This window comes from Saliniramus fredricksonii, assembly GCF_900094735.1.
GTDB classification, from domain to species: Bacteria; Pseudomonadota; Alphaproteobacteria; order Rhizobiales; family Beijerinckiaceae; genus Saliniramus; species Saliniramus fredricksonii.
The window spans coordinates 400,688-417,670 of sequence record NZ_FMBM01000001.1 but is presented as its reverse complement, the minus strand read 5'-3'; the positions used below and the strand labels follow the sequence as shown (position 1 = coordinate 417,670).

General features: G+C 65.9%; 14 protein-coding genes and 2 riboswitches. Of the genes, 7 read left to right on the top strand and 7 right to left on the bottom strand.

From position 1 onward, the window contains the following. Positions 1-4: 4 nt before the first annotated feature. The 7 genes from GA0071312_RS01910 to gcvT form a co-directional block, all read right to left on the bottom strand. Complete coding sequence (locus GA0071312_RS01910; RefSeq protein ID WP_074443397.1) at positions 5-1,423, bottom strand: FAD-binding oxidoreductase; 1,419 nt, start codon at positions 1,421-1,423, stop codon at positions 5-7. Positions 1,424-1,533: 110 nt separating this feature from the next. Beyond that, positions 1,534-2,325: a metal ABC transporter ATP-binding protein gene (locus GA0071312_RS01905; protein ID WP_074443396.1), complete on the bottom strand. Its 792-nt coding sequence runs from the start codon at positions 2,323-2,325 to the stop codon at positions 1,534-1,536. 182 nt (positions 2,326-2,507) lie between these two features. Beyond that, a complete protein-coding gene (locus tag GA0071312_RS01900; protein ID WP_074443290.1) occupies positions 2,508-4,157 on the bottom strand; it encodes an IS1634 family transposase in 1,650 nt (549 codons plus the stop codon). Positions 4,158-4,485: 328 nt separating this feature from the next. Further along, positions 4,486-6,057: an aminomethyl-transferring glycine dehydrogenase subunit GcvPB gene (gene gcvPB, locus GA0071312_RS01895; RefSeq protein ID WP_074443395.1), complete on the bottom strand. Its 1,572-nt coding sequence runs from the start codon at positions 6,055-6,057 to the stop codon at positions 4,486-4,488. Positions 6,058-6,118: 61 nt separating this feature from the next. After that, entirely contained in the window at positions 6,119-7,462 is a 1,344-nt protein-coding gene (gcvPA, locus tag GA0071312_RS01890; protein ID WP_074443394.1) for an aminomethyl-transferring glycine dehydrogenase subunit GcvPA, read from the bottom strand. A 136-nt stretch (positions 7,463-7,598) separates the two neighbouring features. Continuing rightward, the gene (gcvH, locus tag GA0071312_RS01885; protein WP_074443393.1) at positions 7,599-7,976 is read right to left on the bottom strand and encodes a glycine cleavage system protein GcvH; all 378 of its coding nucleotides are present in this window, start codon (positions 7,974-7,976) and stop codon (positions 7,599-7,601) included. 28 nt (positions 7,977-8,004) lie between these two features. Then, positions 8,005-9,138, bottom strand: a complete 1,134-nt coding sequence (gene gcvT / locus GA0071312_RS01880) for a glycine cleavage system aminomethyltransferase GcvT (RefSeq protein ID WP_074443392.1) — start codon at positions 9,136-9,138, stop codon at positions 8,005-8,007. Positions 9,139-9,204: 66 nt separating this feature from the next. Beyond that, positions 9,205-9,319, bottom strand: a riboswitch (glycine riboswitch). Position 9,320: 1 nt separating this feature from the next. Beyond that, positions 9,321-9,407: riboswitch (glycine riboswitch) on the bottom strand. Positions 9,408-9,770: 363 nt separating this feature from the next. On the opposite strand from gcvT, the gene GA0071312_RS01875 reads away from it, so the two are divergent. From GA0071312_RS01875 to flbD, 7 genes are all read left to right on the top strand, one after another. Next, on the top strand, positions 9,771-11,561 hold the full coding sequence (locus GA0071312_RS01875; protein ID WP_074443391.1) for a flagellar hook-length control protein FliK: 1,791 nt from the start codon (positions 9,771-9,773) through the stop codon (positions 11,559-11,561). A gap of 25 nt (positions 11,562-11,586) precedes the next feature. Then, positions 11,587-12,270 (top strand): flagellar hook assembly protein FlgD, encoded by a 684-nt coding sequence (locus GA0071312_RS01870; RefSeq protein WP_074443390.1) that lies wholly within the window; start codon positions 11,587-11,589, stop codon positions 12,268-12,270. 141 nt (positions 12,271-12,411) lie between these two features. Further along, entirely contained in the window at positions 12,412-12,687 is a 276-nt protein-coding gene (gene sciP / locus GA0071312_RS01865; RefSeq protein WP_074443389.1) for a CtrA inhibitor SciP, read from the top strand. A 188-nt stretch (positions 12,688-12,875) separates the two neighbouring features. Continuing rightward, positions 12,876-14,489 carry a flagellar basal-body MS-ring/collar protein FliF gene (fliF, locus tag GA0071312_RS01860; RefSeq protein ID WP_074443388.1) on the top strand — a complete coding sequence of 538 codons (1,614 nt, stop codon included), beginning with the start codon at positions 12,876-12,878 and terminating at the stop codon, positions 14,487-14,489. Then, a complete protein-coding gene (locus GA0071312_RS01855; protein ID WP_074443387.1) occupies positions 14,476-15,096 on the top strand; it encodes a FliH/SctL family protein in 621 nt (206 codons plus the stop codon). The genes fliF and GA0071312_RS01855 overlap by 14 nt, the downstream gene beginning before the upstream one ends. Positions 15,097-15,185: 89 nt before the next feature. Further along, entirely contained in the window at positions 15,186-15,536 is a 351-nt protein-coding gene (gene fliN / locus GA0071312_RS01850; protein ID WP_074443386.1) for a flagellar motor switch protein FliN, read from the top strand. A gap of 37 nt (positions 15,537-15,573) precedes the next feature. Next, complete coding sequence (gene flbD / locus GA0071312_RS01845; RefSeq protein WP_074444117.1) at positions 15,574-16,932, top strand: sigma-54-dependent transcriptional regulator FlbD; 1,359 nt, start codon at positions 15,574-15,576, stop codon at positions 16,930-16,932. The last annotated feature ends 51 nt before the right edge of the window (positions 16,933-16,983 follow it).

The window sequence follows — 16,983 nt, the reverse complement described above, 5'->3', positions numbered from 1 at the left end:
AGCCTCATCCGGCCAGAACGCGGCCCGGATTGAGCATGTTGTGCGGATCGAGCGCCTGCTTGATCCGCCGCATCAGCGCAATTTCCGCATCGCTGCGCGATTTGTGCAGATAGCCGCGTTTGAGCATGCCGATCCCGTGTTCGGCGGAGACCGATCCCGACAGGGCCGCAACGATATCGTAGACCATGGCCTGGATGGCCTCGCTCATCGGTGCATCATGGTCGGGATGGCTCACGGAGATGTGGATGTTGCTGTCGGCGACATGGCCGAAGACCAGAAGCCGCGTCTCCTCGCCGAAAGCGCGCGCCCCCGCGCGCAGGCGCGCCACCGCCTCGTCGAGCCGGGCGATGGGGATCGAGACGTCGAAATTCGTGCCCGCATCGATGATGCGGCGGAATTCGTAGACCGCCTCGCGATAGCTCCAGAACCGCGCCCGGTCGGCCTCCGATTGCGCCACCAGGGCATCGTCGATGAGGCCTTCCTCAAGGAAACCCGCGAGCGTATCGGTGAACGGATCGGCGCCGGATTCTTCCCCCATGGACTCTCCCATGGCCGCCTCGATCAGAATGGCGATTTCCGGCATCGTCCCGAAGGGCGGTACGAGCCCGCCGGGGCCGGTCGCGGTGTCGAGATATTCGCGCCACATGGCCTCGAAAACGATCATCCGCCCCGGCAGGGCAGCGTCGAAACGGCGCAGCACGGTGAGCACGTCCTCGAAACGCGAGAAGGCAAGCAATGCCGAGCGCACGCCGCGCGGGGCCGGATGCAGGCCGAGCACCACCCGGGTGACGATCCCGAGCGTGCCTTCCGAGCCGATGAAGAGCTGCGTCCAGTCATAGCCGGCATTGTTCTTGAGCATCTTGTTCAGGCTGGTCACGACGGTCCCGTCGGCGAGCACGGCCTCGAGGCCGAGGACGTTGCGCCGCGCCATGCCGTAGCGCAGGACCTGGTTGCCGCCGGCATTGGTGGCGATGTTGCCGCCGATCGTGCAGGAACCGCGCGCACCCAGATCGATGCCGCAGAAGAAGCCTTTCGCCTGCGCCGCTTCCTGGATCTCCTGGAGCTTCGTGCCCGCGCGCGCCGTCAGCGTGCCCGCGAGCGTGTCGATTTCCTCGATCCCCGCAAGGCGCTCCAGCGACAGGGCGACTTCGCCGGCTTGCGGATGCGCGCCGCCGGTAAGCCCGGTCATGCCGCCCTGCACCACGATCCGCGCGCCATGGGCATGGCAGATCGCGAGTGCCTGCGAGACCTCCTGCGTGTCGCGGGGCAGGATCAGCAGGCCAGGCGGGCAGGGCGCCATCCCCGCCGCATCCGCCGCATGGCTTTCGGGAATGTCGTTGCCGAGGCGCAGCCGGTCGCTCCCGAGCTTTTGCATGAGGGCGGCATGCAGGGTGTCGTCGATGGCGGATCGGATCGTGGACATGGGGCGCTTTCGGGTCTCTGGTGGCGCCGCGAGCCTATGTCCGCCCGCGCAACCGCGCAAGCAGACGCCGTGTGAGCGCCTTCATCCTCCATCTGAGCGCTTTGCCCGGATCAGCCGCCCGTCTCGATCAATGCGATCTGGCCACCATAAGTCGCGCGCAGGTTCTCCGCCGTGTAGACCTCGCCAACGCGCCCCTGCGCGATGACGCGGGTGTTGAGCATGATCAGCCAGTCGAAATACCGCGCCACACTCTGCAGGTCGTGATGCACGACGATGACCGTCTTGCCGGCATTGCGCAGCCCCTGCAGCACATCGACAATCACCCGCTCGGTGGTGGCGTCGACGCCGGCCATGGGCTCGTCGAGAAAATAAAGATCGGCGTCCTGGGCGAGCGCGCGGGCGATGAACACACGCTGCTGCTGGCCGCCGGAGAGTTCGGCGATCTGGCGATCGGCATAATCCTGCATGCCGACCTGTTCCAGCGCTGCCATGGCGCGCTCACGCTCCGCCGCACCGGGCCGACGGAACCAGCCGAGCCCGCCATAGAGCCCCATTGTCACCACGTCGCGGGCATCGGTGGGGAAGTCCCAGTCGACGCTGGAGCGTTGCGGCACGTAGCCGATGCGCCGGCGCACGGCCCGATGCGGCAGGCCGAAGAAGCGCACATGCCCGGCTACCGGAGTGACGAGGCCGAGGCTGGCCTTGATCAGCGTCGACTTGCCCGAGCCGTTGGGCCCCACGATCGCCGCCATCACGCCGGGGGGAATGTCGATATCGATGTCCCACAGAACCGGGGCCTCGGTATAGGCGACGGTGAGATCCTCCACGTGCAACGCGTATTGCGGTTCATGCAGGGCGGCATTTTGCGAAGACGCGGATTGCAGGGGCGAGGCGGGTGTCATGAACGGCTTTCCAGGGTGATGCAGCAGAGTCCGGAAGTCTAGGCCGATCCGCAGGCGAGGAAAAGGCGGGGGGAGCCCTTTCTCATGCCCAACTTAAACACCTGATTTCCGATAATTATGGATTTTCAATGGGATAGGGGGCGCCTTCGCGCTTTTAGCACCACGGTCGGAGGGTCGTGCGGTCAAGCAGCTTCGGTTTCGGCGATGTTCGGCGGCAGCGCCACGCCGACGGCGCGGAATACCGGCCCGACCTGACCGCTTACCGGGGTACGGATGGCAATGCTGCGTCCGTCCTTTTCGATTTTGCCGCTCTGCAGGCGGTCGAGATCACGCAGGAGCGGGCGCCACTCGGGTTTGATCCCGGCTTCGGTGCAGCGGTCGAACAGCTCCTTGTGCAGCATCAGGGCGAGGAAGGAGCAGAAGACGTGGCCGCGGATGGCGGCATCGGATGAATGGAAGATCGGACGTGTCGAGAGCGTCGCCTTGGCGACACGAAACAGCGTCTCGACGGTGAGCAGGTCCCGGTAGCGCAGCATCGCCTGAAGCGGAGAAATCCTCGCGTTGGTGCGCAGGACGAAGATCCCGTCATAGCGGGCTTCCTCGGCGATCTTGCCGGCATCGATCTCGAAGGCATCACGCGTCGTGGTGTTGAGATAACGCCTGTAGGCGGAGTTGCCGACGAGGGCCTTGTCGCCCTTCTTCAACTGCGTATCGAGGGCAGCGATGATGGCCTGGCGGTCCTCGCGGTCCTTCTCGGCCTGCGCCTCGTTGCGGCAGACGATGTAGCGGACCCCGTCGACGACGACCTCCTTGGCGAAGAGCTGCGTCTCGCCCTGGCTGCGCTCGACGAGGAGCGGCGTGAGGGGTTGCGGATCGTCGAGAACCCGGCGCATGCGTGCGTCGGTGCGCTCGCGCACACCCAACACATATTCCAGACCCTGTTCCTCTAGCGCCGTGATCGTGGCCTGCGAGATCATGCCCCGATCCGCCACGATGCAGGCTCGGGTGATACCGAAACGGCTGCGCAGCCGCTGCACGATCGGCAGCAGGATGGCGACATCGGCGGTGTTACCTGGCATCATCTCGGTGCAGACCGGGCGGCCATCGGCATCGACGATGACGGCGAGGATCATCTGGTTGAGATCAGGGCGATGGTCCTTGGAATAGCCCCGTGCCCCCAGCGTCTCGCCGCCTTCGCCGTGGAAGGACAGGGAGGTCGTGTCCATGAAGACGATGGAGAGATCGGTAAACAGGTCGCGCCGGCGCGCAAACAGCGCCTCCTCGATCACGTCCTTGACGGTACGCGGCGAAAAGGGCGTCGCATCCTTCTGCTCGTCCTTTGGCAGATCTTCTCCGAGCCAGGCCATGGCCCGATAGAAATGGTGCAGCGACAGATCGTCGGCACCGGGAATGTCGTAATCCTGCATCCAGGACGCGCAGTCGCGATCCGAGCCGGAGACGAACAGACGGTGCAGCGTCGCGGTGAACACGGCCCGCTCCACCGGGAATTCGAAGCCGCGTTCCCCAAGCTGATCAGCGATCACCTGATCGATGCCGAGTTGCTGCCACAGGCGCCCGAAGAGCAGCGGCCCGCCGATGCGACGAGCTTCGTATCGCGCCACATCACCGTTGTTGATGGCATCCAGGACCATGGCCCGTTCCGTGAACCGTCCGACCGAGGCGGCCAGGCGATCGAGATCCTTGCTGGCGAGAACCGTTTCCTTGCGTCCGAGATTGCGGATGATGCGCTGCTTCGTGCGGCCACCCTCGCGGACATTCTCCACAAGGTAGATGTAGGTGTAGCCATTGATGGTCTTCTCGCGCACGAACATGCCGAATTAGCATCTCAGAAACCTCCATTCGTCAAGCAATGAAACGCCTATTCTTACATTATTTAGCACCACACAAACTGACGCCCACCGACCCCACCTCAATAACATCAATGGCTTACGGAAAAATGTTCCCGCTTCGTCCAATTCAACTGTTCAACTTGGGTCATGCAATATCGGCGGGATCAGGCGTGCAGAAGGCGCGGCAGGTGCGACCGTGGCGGCGTTCTGCCCCGGTCCTGCCCCGGTGATACGCCTCATACGCGAACGGGCGGACCGCGAGGCCCGCCCGTGTCCATCACGATGACGCGACAGACACTGCGCCCGTGCCTTACTCTGCCGCCTCGCGCATCGGCTCCGGCGGCGTCCATTTCAGGATCGGCTGGCGCGCGGCGCGGGTCTCGTCGAGACGCCGGCGGGGTGCGTGGAAGGGCGCTTGTGCAAAGCGTTCGCTCTCGCCGCGCTTTGCCGCCTGGGCGAGATCGCGCATGGAGGCGATGAACAGATCGAGCGACGATTTCGATTCCGATTCGGTGGGCTCGACCAGCATGGCGCCGTGCGCCACGAGGGGGAAATACACCGTCATCGGATGATAGCCCTCGTCGATCATCGCCTTGGCGAAATCGAGGGTGGAGACGCCGGTATCCTTGAGCCAGCTGTCGTCGAACAGCGCCTCGTGCATGCAGGGCTTGTCGCCGAAGGGCTGGCTCATCAGGTCGCGCAGGCCGGCGCGGATGTAATTGGCGTTGAGCACCGCATCCTCGGAGGCCTGCTTCATGCCGTCGGAGCCGTGCGAGAGCATGTAGGCGAGCGCGCGCACATACATGCCCATCTGGCCGTGGAAGGCGGTGATGCGCCCGAAGGGCTTCTCGTCGGCGTCCTTCTCGTGCTCGACGAGGATGAGGCCCTCTGCGCCCGGCGTGACGAAGGGCACCGGCGCAAACGGCGCAAGGCGCTGTGACAGCACCACAGGGCCAGAGCCCGGACCACCGCCGCCATGGGGCGTCGAGAAGGTCTTGTGCAGGTTGATATGCATGGCATCGACCCCGAGATCGCCGGGCCGCGCCTTGCCGACGATGGCGTTGAAATTCGCCCCGTCGCAATAGAAATACGCCCCCGCATCATGCAGGGCCCTGGCGATCTCGACGATTTCCGGCTCGAACAGGCCGCAGGTATTGGGATTGGTGAGCATGATCGCCGCCGTATCCGGCCCGATCAGATCCTTCACCGCCTGCACGCGCACGGTGCCATCCGTATCGGCAGGCACGGTCCTGACCTTGAAGCCGATCAGCGCCGCCGTGGCCGGGTTGGTGCCATGCGCGGATTCCGGCACCAGCACCGTGCGCCGGGTCTCGCCTTCACCCTTGGCGTCGATCGCGGCCTTGATCGCCATCATGCCGCACAATTCGCCATGCGCGCCGGCCTTGGGCGAGAGCGCCACGCTGGTCATGCCGGTGAGCGTGACGAGATAGCGCGAGAGTTCGTCCATCAGTTCGAGCGCGCCCTGCACGCTGGAGACCGGCTGCAGCGGATGCACGTCGGCGAAGCCGGGGAGCCGCGCCATGCGCTCGTTCAGCCGGGCATTGTGCTTCATGGTGCAGGAGCCCAGCGGGAAGAGCCCGGTATCGATGCCGTAATTCTTCTGCGACAGGCGCACGAAATGGCGCATCGTCTCGGGCTCCGAGAGCCCCGGCAGGCCGATATCGCCTTCGCGGGCGAGCCCGCCCAGACGCGGGGAGAAATTCTCCGGTTCGTCGAAATCGACGCCGGTGGTCTCGTAGCGCCCGGATTCGAAGATCAGCGCCTCTTCCTGCAAGAGGGCGCGGTTGCCGGTGAAGGTTCCGGTATCGGCGGTGATCGCGCCGTCGCCGGCCGAAGTGGGGCGTCCCTGGCGGTTCAGCATGATGTGTCTCCGTGGGTGGAGGGAGGAATGGTCGTGATTGGCAGAGTACCGGTCGCGTCGATCACCCCAGCACCTCCTTCAGCGCCGCCACGAATGCCGCGCGGTCGTCGTCGGTATTGACCTCGGTGGAGGCGACCAGCAGCAGGTCGTCGCAATCGGCATCCGGGGCGAGGCGGGAATAGGGCACGCCGCCCAGAACGCCCTTGTCGGCCAGCGCCTCGACCACGGCCGCCGCGTCTTTAGGCAGCTTCAGCGTGAACTCGTTGAAGAACGCACCGGTGATCACCTCCACGCCCGGCACGCCGGCGAGCGCATCGGCGAGCGCCACGGCATTGGCGTGGTTGACGCGCGCGAGCCGCTGCAGACCGGTCTGGCCGAGCAGGGTCATGTGGATGGTGAAGGCGAGGCAGCACAGGCCGGAATTGGTGCAGATATTCGACGTCGCCTTGTCGCGGCGGATATGCTGTTCGCGGGTGGAGAGCGTCAGCACGAAACCGCGCTTGCCCTCGGCATCCACCGTCTCGCCGCACAGGCGACCGGGCATCTGGCGCACGAATTTCTGGCGCGCGGCGAAGAGCCCGACATAGGGGCCGCCGAAATTCAGGCTGTTGCCGATCGACTGGCCTTCGCCGACGACGATATCGGCGCCCATCGCGCCGGGCGGCTTGATCAGGCCGAGCGACATCACCTCGGTGAAGGCGGCGATGAGCAGCGCGCCATGGGCATGCGCCTTCTCGGCGATCTTCGTCAGATCACGCAGATTGCCGAACACATCCGGCGTCTGTACCACGACGCAGGAGGTCTCGTCGTCGATGGCGGCGATGATGTCCTCGTCGGCGCGCGGATCGGCGGGCAGCGAGACGACCCTGTCGCCCGACATGTGCGAGAGGGTCTCGATCACATCGGCATAATGGGGATGCAGCCCGCCCGAGAGCACCGCCTTGCCGCGCCGTGTAACGCGGTGCGCCATCAGCACGGCCTCGCCGGCGGCAGTGGAGCCGTCATACATGGAGGCGTTGGCCACATCCATGCCGGTCAGCGCCGCCACCTGGGTCTGGAATTCGAACAGGTATTGCAGCGTGCCCTGCGCGATTTCCGGCTGGTAGGGGGTGTAGCTCGTGAGGAATTCCGAGCGCTGGATGACGTGGTCAACGGTCGCGGGCACATGGTGCTTGTAGGCACCGGCCCCCACGAAGAAGGGCACGGAACTCGCCGTCACGTTGCGTCCGGCCATCCGGCCCAGAATGCGCTCGACCTCCATCTCGCCCTTGCGGCGCGGCAGGTCCAGCGGTTCGGTCAGGAGCTTGTCCGCCGGGACATCGGCGAACAGATCGTCGATCGCATCCACGCCGATCTTCGCGAGCATCTCGCTGCGATCATCAGGGGACAGGGGCAGATAACGCATGGTGTCTCCTCTCCGATATGGAGGTCTCGTCTGCGCCGTCTGGCGCAAGGGCCGCTCGCACGGTCAGATGTCGTAGCCCGCCGCAGGGTCAAGTGCGATGATTGCCCGCGACGGATCAGGGCTCAGTGTCCGCCGATCAGGAAATCGACTTCACATAGGCCTGATAGTCTTCCTCGCTCATCAGCTCGTCGAGCTCGGAGGTATCGGCGATCTTCAGCTTCAGGAACCAGCCGGCGCCGGCAGGATCCTCGTTGATGGTGCCGGGCGCGGCTTCGAGATCGCCATTGACTTCGAGGACTTCGCCCGAGACCGGCGCATAGACTTCACTCGCCGCCTTCACACTCTCGACCACGGCCGCCTCGCCCCCCTTCTCGAGTGCCTTGCCGGCTTCGGGAAGCTCCACATAGACCACATCGCCGAGCTGGCTCTGGGCGTAATCGGTGATGCCGACAATACCGGTATCGCCATCAATGCGGATATATTCGTGGTCCTTGGTGTAGCGGGTCGTGGACATGGGTCGAGCCTCCTGCGGCGTGGTCTGGTCAGCGCTTGTAGCGGTGTTGCGTGAAGGGGAGTTTCGCGACTTTGGCCGGCTGGGCCTTGCTGCGCACGATCAGATGAAGGGCGGTGCCGGGTTCGGCATGCGGCGTCGCGACATAGCCCATGGCGACGGGGCCGCCGACGCTGGGTCCGAAACCGCCCGAGGTGACGATGCCGATCTCGGTGCCGCCGGGCGTCGCGATCACCGTGCCCTCGCGGGCCGGCGCACGGCCTTCGGGCAGGATGCCGACGCGGCGCCGGGCCGGGCCCTCGCTGATTTCGCGGATGATGCGCGCATGGCCGGGGAAGCCGCCTTCCTCGCGGCGGCGCTTCTGGATCGACCAGTTCAGCGCCGCCTCGATCGGGGAGGTCTGCGTGTCGATATCATGGCCATAAAGGCAATAGCCGGCCTCGAGCCGCAGCGAATCGCGCGCCCCCAGCCCGATCGGCTCCACCGCCTCATGCGCGGTGAGCTTGTCCCACAGGGCCTCGGCATCGGTTGCTGCAACCGAGATTTCGTAGCCGTCCTCGCCGGTATAGCCGGAGCGGGTGACATGGGCACTGATCCCGTCGAGATCGACGTAGCGTGCGGTCATGAAGGTCATCTCGGCGACCTCGGGAGCGAGGCCGGAAAGCACGGCCACGGCCTGCGGGCCCTGCAGCGCGACGAGCGCGCGATCATCGAGCCGCTCGAGACGCACATCCGCAGGAAGACGCGCCGCCATATGGGCATAGTCGCCTTCCTTGGTGCCGGCATTGACCACCAGGAAGAGGCGTCCGTCATGAGCGGGATCGCCGGGGCGCACCACCATCAGATCGTCGATGATGCCGCCTTCCTCGGTGAGGAGCTGGGTATAGCGCTGCTGGCCGGGCGCGAGATTGAGCATGTCGGCGGGGACGAGTGTCTCCAGCGCCTTCGCCGTCGTCGCGTGATCGGGGCCGATGAGCCAGGCCTGGCCCATATGCGACACGTCGAACAGACCCGCCTTCTCGCGGGTCCATTGATGCTCTTTCAGGATGCCGAGGGGATATTGCACCGGCATGTCGTAGCCGGCGAAAGGCACCATGCGCGCGCCGGCGGCGACGTGCCGGGCGTGGAGCGGCGTCTTCAGAAGCGTTGCGCCGGATACGGCCATGGCGTCCTCGTCAGATTCGGTGTCGCGGGGCGTGCGGCGCCGGCTTTCGCCGACATCACATGCGCCCCCTCTGTCCCGTAACCTGAGAGATTTCCTCGGAACCCTCGAAACCAGGTTTCGAAACTGCCGAGTTACGCCCTTCGGTGGGCAGGCCTGTCTCGACCTGCCTCTTTCCAGAGTGCCAGCTCCTCGCGGTCCTTTTGCCTGAGCGTTTCCGGGGCGGTTGCGCCTTCGGCGTCGGACGGACCGATCTCTCCCGCGAGGATCATGAGCCATCGAACATCGTAGTGAGATATGCCGTGAAGTCAACGGTGAGAACCGGTTTACACAATGCTGTTGCGCCCGGCTGTCGCGCCCGGCTGTTGCGCCCGGCAGAATCTGCCGTCCTGCCGGGGTTGCCCTGTCAATTCCTGCCGCCCGTGATCGTAAGCAGCTCGCGCGGGATGAGGCGAGGGGAGCGGCGGCCTCCAGATAAGGTTCTGATTTCGATGTATTAATTCCGTAGTAGCCGCGCTTTCGCACATCCGGATCCGGGACATGCATCCGGCCCGGTTTCTGGCCCGACTCTTGCAAAAAATCCCGCGCAGCCGGGTTTTGTTGCTTGTTCCGGCTCCGTGACAGGATGAGTGACCATGCGTAATGACCTGACGGATTATCTTGCGCCTGCGCGTCGCGACCCGGCCGGTGATTCCGGTGCCCGATCCGCGCGCGACGCGACGCGTGCGCGCGACATGTCAAACCCGGGCGCCTCCAACCGGGACGCGGCCGACAGCGGCGGGTCACGCAGTGATGACGCGCGCCCGCGCTTCACGCTTGCGCCAGCAGCGGATCGCCCTGAGCGGGCGCGCGGAGCCGCCCGCAGCGGTGCCGGCGCGAGTGCGGCGCAGGAAGACGCGGCGCGTGCACGGGATGCGCGATCGGGGACCTCACCGGCGGCGCTGATGCAGGGCCGGGGCGAGACGGTCGAGGGCGCCGGCAAATCCTTGTCCCCCGATAGTCTTGCCGCCATCCTGAATGCGCTTGCCGGCGAAGCGGAGCCGGATGGCGGCGCGGATGGTAAGGCCGAGAAGGGCATTGTCGCCGAGGCGGGCGAAGCCGCCGACGGCACGCCCTCGGGAATTCGGGCCGTACTCGCTGCGCAAACCGAACACGCCGCGCAAGCCGATGCCGAGGCGGAAGAAGACATGGAGGCCGGCGATGCGGATGTCGCGGCCGACGCGGATGAGGCGATCGCCGTCGCCGAAGCCGGCGGCGACCGGACCGAAGGTGAAGCGCAAGAGGTCGGGCAGAGGCTGATCGAGGCCATTTCCGGCGGGGCGCCGGACGACGTGCAGGATGACGCGTCGGAGGAGGGGCAGTCCGATACGCAGGAAGGTGACGAATCGCAGCAGGCCACAGCGGCCATTCCCGCGCAGCTGACTGGCGCTGACCAAGCCTCGCAGCCTGCGCGCCGTGACGGCGGTCCGGTTGCGGCGAGCCCGGTCACCGGTGATGCTCCGCGTGCGCCGCAAGGCAATGCGGCAGCGGCGTCCGGCACCGCGCAGATCGCCGCGACCGGTGATACAGCCGCCGCCGGTTCGAACCCGGATGCAAGGGGGCAGAATGGTGGGCAGGATGGGGGTCAGGGCGGTGGCCAGGGTGAGGGTGAAGCCGGCGCCGAGAACCGCTCGGGCGTTGCGCTGGAGGCGCTGCGTCGGGCGCTCGGCAGTGAGGCGGGGGTCGATCGTGCCGGCCCGGCATCGGGAGATGCTGCGCAGACGGCAAGCCGGACCGGCGAACAGATAGCGCGCATGATGCAGGTCGGCGCCGAAGGCTCCCCGATGCAGATCCAGGGGGCGTCGCAAGGGGCGGCCCAGGCCGCGGCGGAAGCGAGCACGACGGCGAGCGGTCAGGCCAATACGACCGGTCAGGCCGGCGCTGCGGCAACGCAGACGAACGGCTCGGTGCTGATCAACACACCGCTCTCCGCCGTGCCGGTGACGCTCGGGATGAAGGCGATGGGCGGGGCGAGCCGCTTCGACATCCGTCTTGACCCGGCTGAACTCGGACGCATCGCGGTGAGTCTCGACATCGACGACGAGGGCACCGTCAAGGCGCGGCTCGTGGTGGACCGGGTCGAGACGCTGCAACTCCTGCAGCGCGATGCGCGCACATTGGAGCGGGCTTTCGAGCAGGCCGGTCTCAAGCCGTCGGAAGACGGGATCGATCTGTCGCTGCGCGATGACGGCGACCGGCATGCCGGCGGGGACTGGGGTGATGCCGAGGCAGATCGGAGCCGCATGCCCGGTGACGGGCATGGTCGCGACGGTGACGAGAGTGAAAAAGGTCTGGCGGCAGCGGAGATCCGGGCACTCGCCCGCGAGACTCTGCTGGCCCGCCAGGCGCTGCGGCGCGCGCTCGGCGGCGTCGATCTGAGCATTTGAAACAGGATCGGGAAGTGAGGCCGTCATGGCAGCAGGTATCGAAAACATTATCGCCGGACAGGGCGGCGCCCAGAAGGCCGATGCCCGCAAGGAGGCCGCCGCCGCAGCAGGCGGCGGTATCGCCGACAATTTCGATGCGTTTCTGACACTTCTGACAACGCAGTTGCAGAACCAGAGCCCGCTCGATCCGCTGGATACCAACCAGTTCACCCAGCAACTGGTGCAGTTCGCGTCGGTCGAGCAGCAGATCAAGTCGAACGAGTCGCTCGAGGCGCTGTTGACGACGTCCCGGGCCCAGAACGTCGCCACGGCAGCAAGCTTCGTCGGGATGTCGGTGCGCGCCGACGGCAAGGAAGCGCAGCTCGCCGACGGCAAGGCGGAATGGACCCTCGATGTGCCGGTCAACGCCGCGCGTACGACGATCGAGATCCGTGATCAGGCCGGCAATGTCGTCGCCACACGCTCCGGGGCGCTCTCCGCCGGGCGTCAGATCTTTACATGGGACGGGATGACCTCCTCCGGTCAGTTTGCCGAACCCGGCCGCTATACGGTCGACATCAATGCGCAGGACGGTTCCGGGCAACCGATATCGGTGAAGACGGAAGTCGAAGGCGTTGTCGATGCGCTCGATCTGGAAGGCCAGGAGCCGGTTCTCCTGATCGGCGAACAACGGGTGCCGCTCTCGCAGATCAAGGGCGCGATGCGATGATGACGCGTTCAGTCGATGGCAGCGACCGCGAAAATTCGATTAACAAATGCCTAAAATCCGTCGCCGTCCATTTAGGCAATTCTTAAAAGAAAGGGGGTAGTGTTCTCACAGACGTTGGTCAGTCGAGTGTGTGAGAGTATCATGACCGAGCTTAATCGCCCGAGGGCGAAATATGTAATCGGACCGGATGGCAGCCCGCTGACGGTCGCGGATCTGCCGCCGACGAATACCCGCCGGTGGGTGATCCGTCGCAAGGCGGAAGTCGTTGCCGCGGTACGCGGGGGGCTCTTGAGTCTCGAGGAGGCCTGTCAGCGCTACACGCTGACCACAGAGGAGTTTCTGGCCTGGCAGCAATCGATTGATCAGCATGGTCTTGCCGGTCTGCGCACGACGCGAATCCAGCATTATCGCAACTGATTCTCCGCCGTCAGGGTGGAAAGACGAGAGCGTCTCCCGTTTCGGGCGGCGCTCTTTTCGTTGTCTGAGCACGCTCACACGCCGATCTTTGCGCGCGTTAACTTCCTGCTAACCATGGGCTGGGAAATTCTTGCCTAGTGGCCGGGCGACATTGCCCGGCATCGGTCGTACAGGCAGGATTTCGCAGCGTGAACCAGGCCATCGAACTCGTTGGACGATTTGGACCCCAGCGCATCGCCGCCATGGGTGCGGTGACGCTGGCGATGGTGATCTTCTTCGCCTTCGTGATGATGCGGATGAGCGAGCCGGCCATGGGCGTGCTCTATTCCGATCTCTCCCTGCAGGATGCCGGTGCGGTCGTGCGCGAGCTCGAAACCCGCGGCATCGCGTATGAGACACGCGGCGACGGCCAGACGATCCTGGCCCCGCGCAGTGACCTGGCGCGCCTTCGCATGGACCTCGCCGGACAGGGCATCCCGGTCGGTAGCGGCGTGGGTTATGAGATCTTCGATGAGGGGGACACCTTCTCCGCCACGAGTTTCGTGCAGAACATCAACCACCTGCGTGCGCTCGAAGGCGAGTTGTCGCGCACAATCGGTTCGCTGCAGCGCGTCGAGGCGGCGCGGGTCCATCTCGCCCTGCCGGAGCGCCGTCTGTTCGAGCGTGATCGCGAACAGCCGCGCGCCTCGATCGTGCTCAAGCTGCGTGGCGATCTCGAAGCGAGCCACGTCCGCGCCATTCGTCATCTCGTCGCCTCTGCCGTCGAGGGCATGAATCCCGATCGGGTTTCGATCGTCGACGAGCGCGGGCGCCTGCTCGCCGATGGCGCGGGTGATGCCGACGGCATGGCCGGAGGGCTCGCCGCCGATGAACGCCGCACCGCCACGGAACGACGCCTGCAGCGTCAGATCGAGGATATCGTCGCCGGTGTCGTCGGGCAGCAGCGCGCGCGGGTGCAGGTCGCGGCGGAGTTCGACCATAATCGCGTCGAGAGCCGCTCGGAGACCTTCGATCCGGATGGCCGCGTCATCCGCTCGACCCAGTCGCGCAATGAGACCGCGACGAGCGCGAGCAATGACGGCCAGGTGACCGTCGGCAACGAATTGCCCGGCGCCGACGAGCAGGACGCCGATGCCGGCCAGCGCGACGAGCAGGCCGTCAACGAGGAGATCATCAATTACGAGATCTCGAGCACCACCCGGGTGGAGACCATCGAGGGCGGGCGTCTGTCGCGGGTCTCGGTGGCGGTGCTGGTCGATGGCCGCTATGTGCCGGACGAGAACGGCGAAATGGTCTATGAGCCCCGCCCGCAGGAGGAGCTGGAACAGATCGCGACGCTGGTGCGCACGGCGATCGGTTTCGATGCCGATCGTGGCGACCAGGTCGAGGTGGTCAATCTGCAATTCGCCGAAACGCCGGCTCCCGTCGCCTTCGAGGAGCCCGGCCTGGTCGAGAACCTGTTGAACCCGACGCCCGCCGACATTCTCTACATCATCGAGCTCGCCGTGATCGCGCTGCTGGTTCTGATCGTGCTGTTCACGGTGGTGCGCCCGCTCGTGCGCCAGATCCTCGCGAACGAGGCGCCGCAGAAGCGCAAGGCCGTCACGGATGGCGGGTCGTCTGACGAGAGCGATTATCCCGCCTTGCAGCAACGCGAGAATCCGGCCTCGAAAATGATCGAAATGGCCAAGGTCAACGGCGAGGTGCAGCAGCAATCGCTGGATCGCGTCGGTGATCTCGTCCAGCAGAGTCCCACGGAAACCGTTTCCGTCCTGAGGCAGTGGATCCATGAGCGCGGATGAGAAAACCGGATCCGGCGGCAAGCCGCCCGAGGCGCGCAAGTTCCTGTTCCAGCGGGATTTCGCGGCTCCGGCGGGTGAGCAGACGCCCAGGGGGCGCGAGGCCCTGGCCGAGGCCGAGAAGCGCGGGCGTGAAGCCGGATTTGCCGAGGGGCAGGCACAGGCGCGCGTCGAGGCCGATGCGCAGATGCAGCAGATGCTCGCGCGCATCGCCGAGGATGTTGCTGCCCTGCTCGCGCGCGCCGATGCGGACCGCGCTGCCTTCGAGGACGAAGCCGTCGCCTTCGCCACGGCGCTCGCTGAAAAACTCGCCGGCGACGCGCTGGCGCATTACCCGATGGATGCGATCGGCCAGCTGGCGCGCAAATCCTTCGAACACCTGCGTGGCGTGCCGCATCTCGTGGTGCGCGTGAACGAGGCGCTCGTCGAGAAGACCGAGACGCTGATGCAGAAGATCGCGCGTGAGCGTGGTTTCGAGGGACGCCTCGTGATCATGGGCGAGCCCGAAATCGAGCCGGGGGATGCACGGCTCGAATGGGCCGATGGCGGCATCGTGCGCGAAGGCGCGAAGATCGGAGCATCGGTTGCCGATGCCATCCGTCCCGCCTGAAGGCGGGGCGGGAGGGAAGAATGCCCTGACGGGGCAGATTGTCATCACGGCGCCGCTAAGGTGGTGCCGCAAACCAGAAGGCGAAGAGAATGAGCGACGAATTCGACCTGCCGCAGTTGAACAATTCGGATATCGATTTCGATGCCGATGCCAATGCGCCGCTCTCCACCCGCGATGCGCCGGTATCGCAGCGCTCGGCTGCGGATCTCGAGCAGATCTTCGACGTGCCGGTCACCGTCTCGGCGATCCTCGGTTCGTCGCGCATGCCGGTGGGGGACCTGTTGCAGCTCGGCCCCGGCGCCGTGCTCGATCTCGACCGCAAGGTCGGTGAGGCGATCGACATCTTCGTCAACAATCGCCTGGTGGCGCGCGGCGAGGTGGTGCTCGTCGAGGACCGGCTGGGCGTGACCATGACCGAAATCATCAAGAACGACAGCTGAGTCGCTGGGAAAGACAAGGGATCGAAACGACATGTCCATGCGCCTCCTGATCATCGGCACGCTCAATGGCGAACTGATCAACGCCTCGCGCATCGCGATGAATCGCGGTGCCGCGGTCACCCATGCCGAGGCGCTCGATCAGGGGATGAACGTCCTGCGCGCCAAGGGTGCCGATCTCGTCATGATCGACGTCTCCCTGCCCGTCGCCGAACTCGTCGAGACGCTTGCCCGCGAGCGCATGCGTCTGCCCGTCGTGGCCTGCGGGACGGGGACCGATGCGCGCGCCGCCGTCGCCGCGATCCAGGCGGGGGCGAAGGAATACATCCCGCTGCCTCCCGATGCCGACATGATCGCCGCCGTGATCGAGGCGGTGGCTGCCGATAACCGCTCCTTTATCTGGCGCGACCCGGCCATGGAGAAGGTGGTGAAGCTCGCCGAACAGGTGGCGGGCTCGGAGGCCTCGATCCTGATCACCGGCGAGAGCGGTACCGGCAAGGAAGTGCTCGCGCGCCATGTGCACCAGCGCTCGGGCCGGCGCAACAAGCCCTTCATCTCGCTCAATTGCGCGGCGATCCCCGATAATCTGCTGGAATCGGAGCTGTTCGGTCATGAGAAGGGCGCCTTTACCGGCGCCACGGCGCGGCGGATCGGCAAGTTCGAGGAAGCCAGCGGCGGCACCCTGCTGCTCGACGAGATCTCCGAGATGGATCCGCGCCTCCAGGCCAAGCTGCTGCGCGCCCTGCAGGAGCGGGTGATCGACCGGGTCGGCGGTTCGAAACCCGTCCCCGTCGATATCCGCATCATCGCCACCTCCAACCGCAATCTCGCGGAGGCGGTGAAGGACGGCTCGTTCCGCGAGGATCTGTTCTACCGGCTCAACGTCGTGCATCTGAAGCTGCCGGCCCTGCGCGAGCGGCCGGAAGACGTGCTCGCGCTGGCCGCGTTCTTCGCCGAGAAATATGCCGAGCAGAACGGACTTCCCCTGCGCCCGCTCTCGGCGCAGGCGCGCGATCTCGCCGTCGCGGCACCCTGGCGCGGCAATGTGCGCGAGCTCGAAAACGCGATCCATCGCGCGGTGCTTCTGTCGAGCGGGGCCGAGATCGAGGCCGATGCCCTGCGCAGCCCCGATGGCGAGGGGCTCGAGACGGCGCCCGACGATTCCGCCGCGCGCGCGGCGCGCACGGCGGAAGCGGTGACGCGTTCGCTGGTCGGGCGCACGGTGGCGGAGGTCGAGCAGGATCTGATTCTCGACACCCTCGATCACTGCGTCGGCAACCGCACCCATGCGGCGAAGATCCTGGGCATCTCGATCCGCACCCTGCGCAACAAGCTCAACGAATACAGCTCCGCCGGCGTCACGGTTCCCGATCCGGGCCAGCGGCGCATGAGCGCCTGAGCAGTGAAACGAGATGGCGCAAACGAAAAAAGGCCCGGATCACTCCGGGCC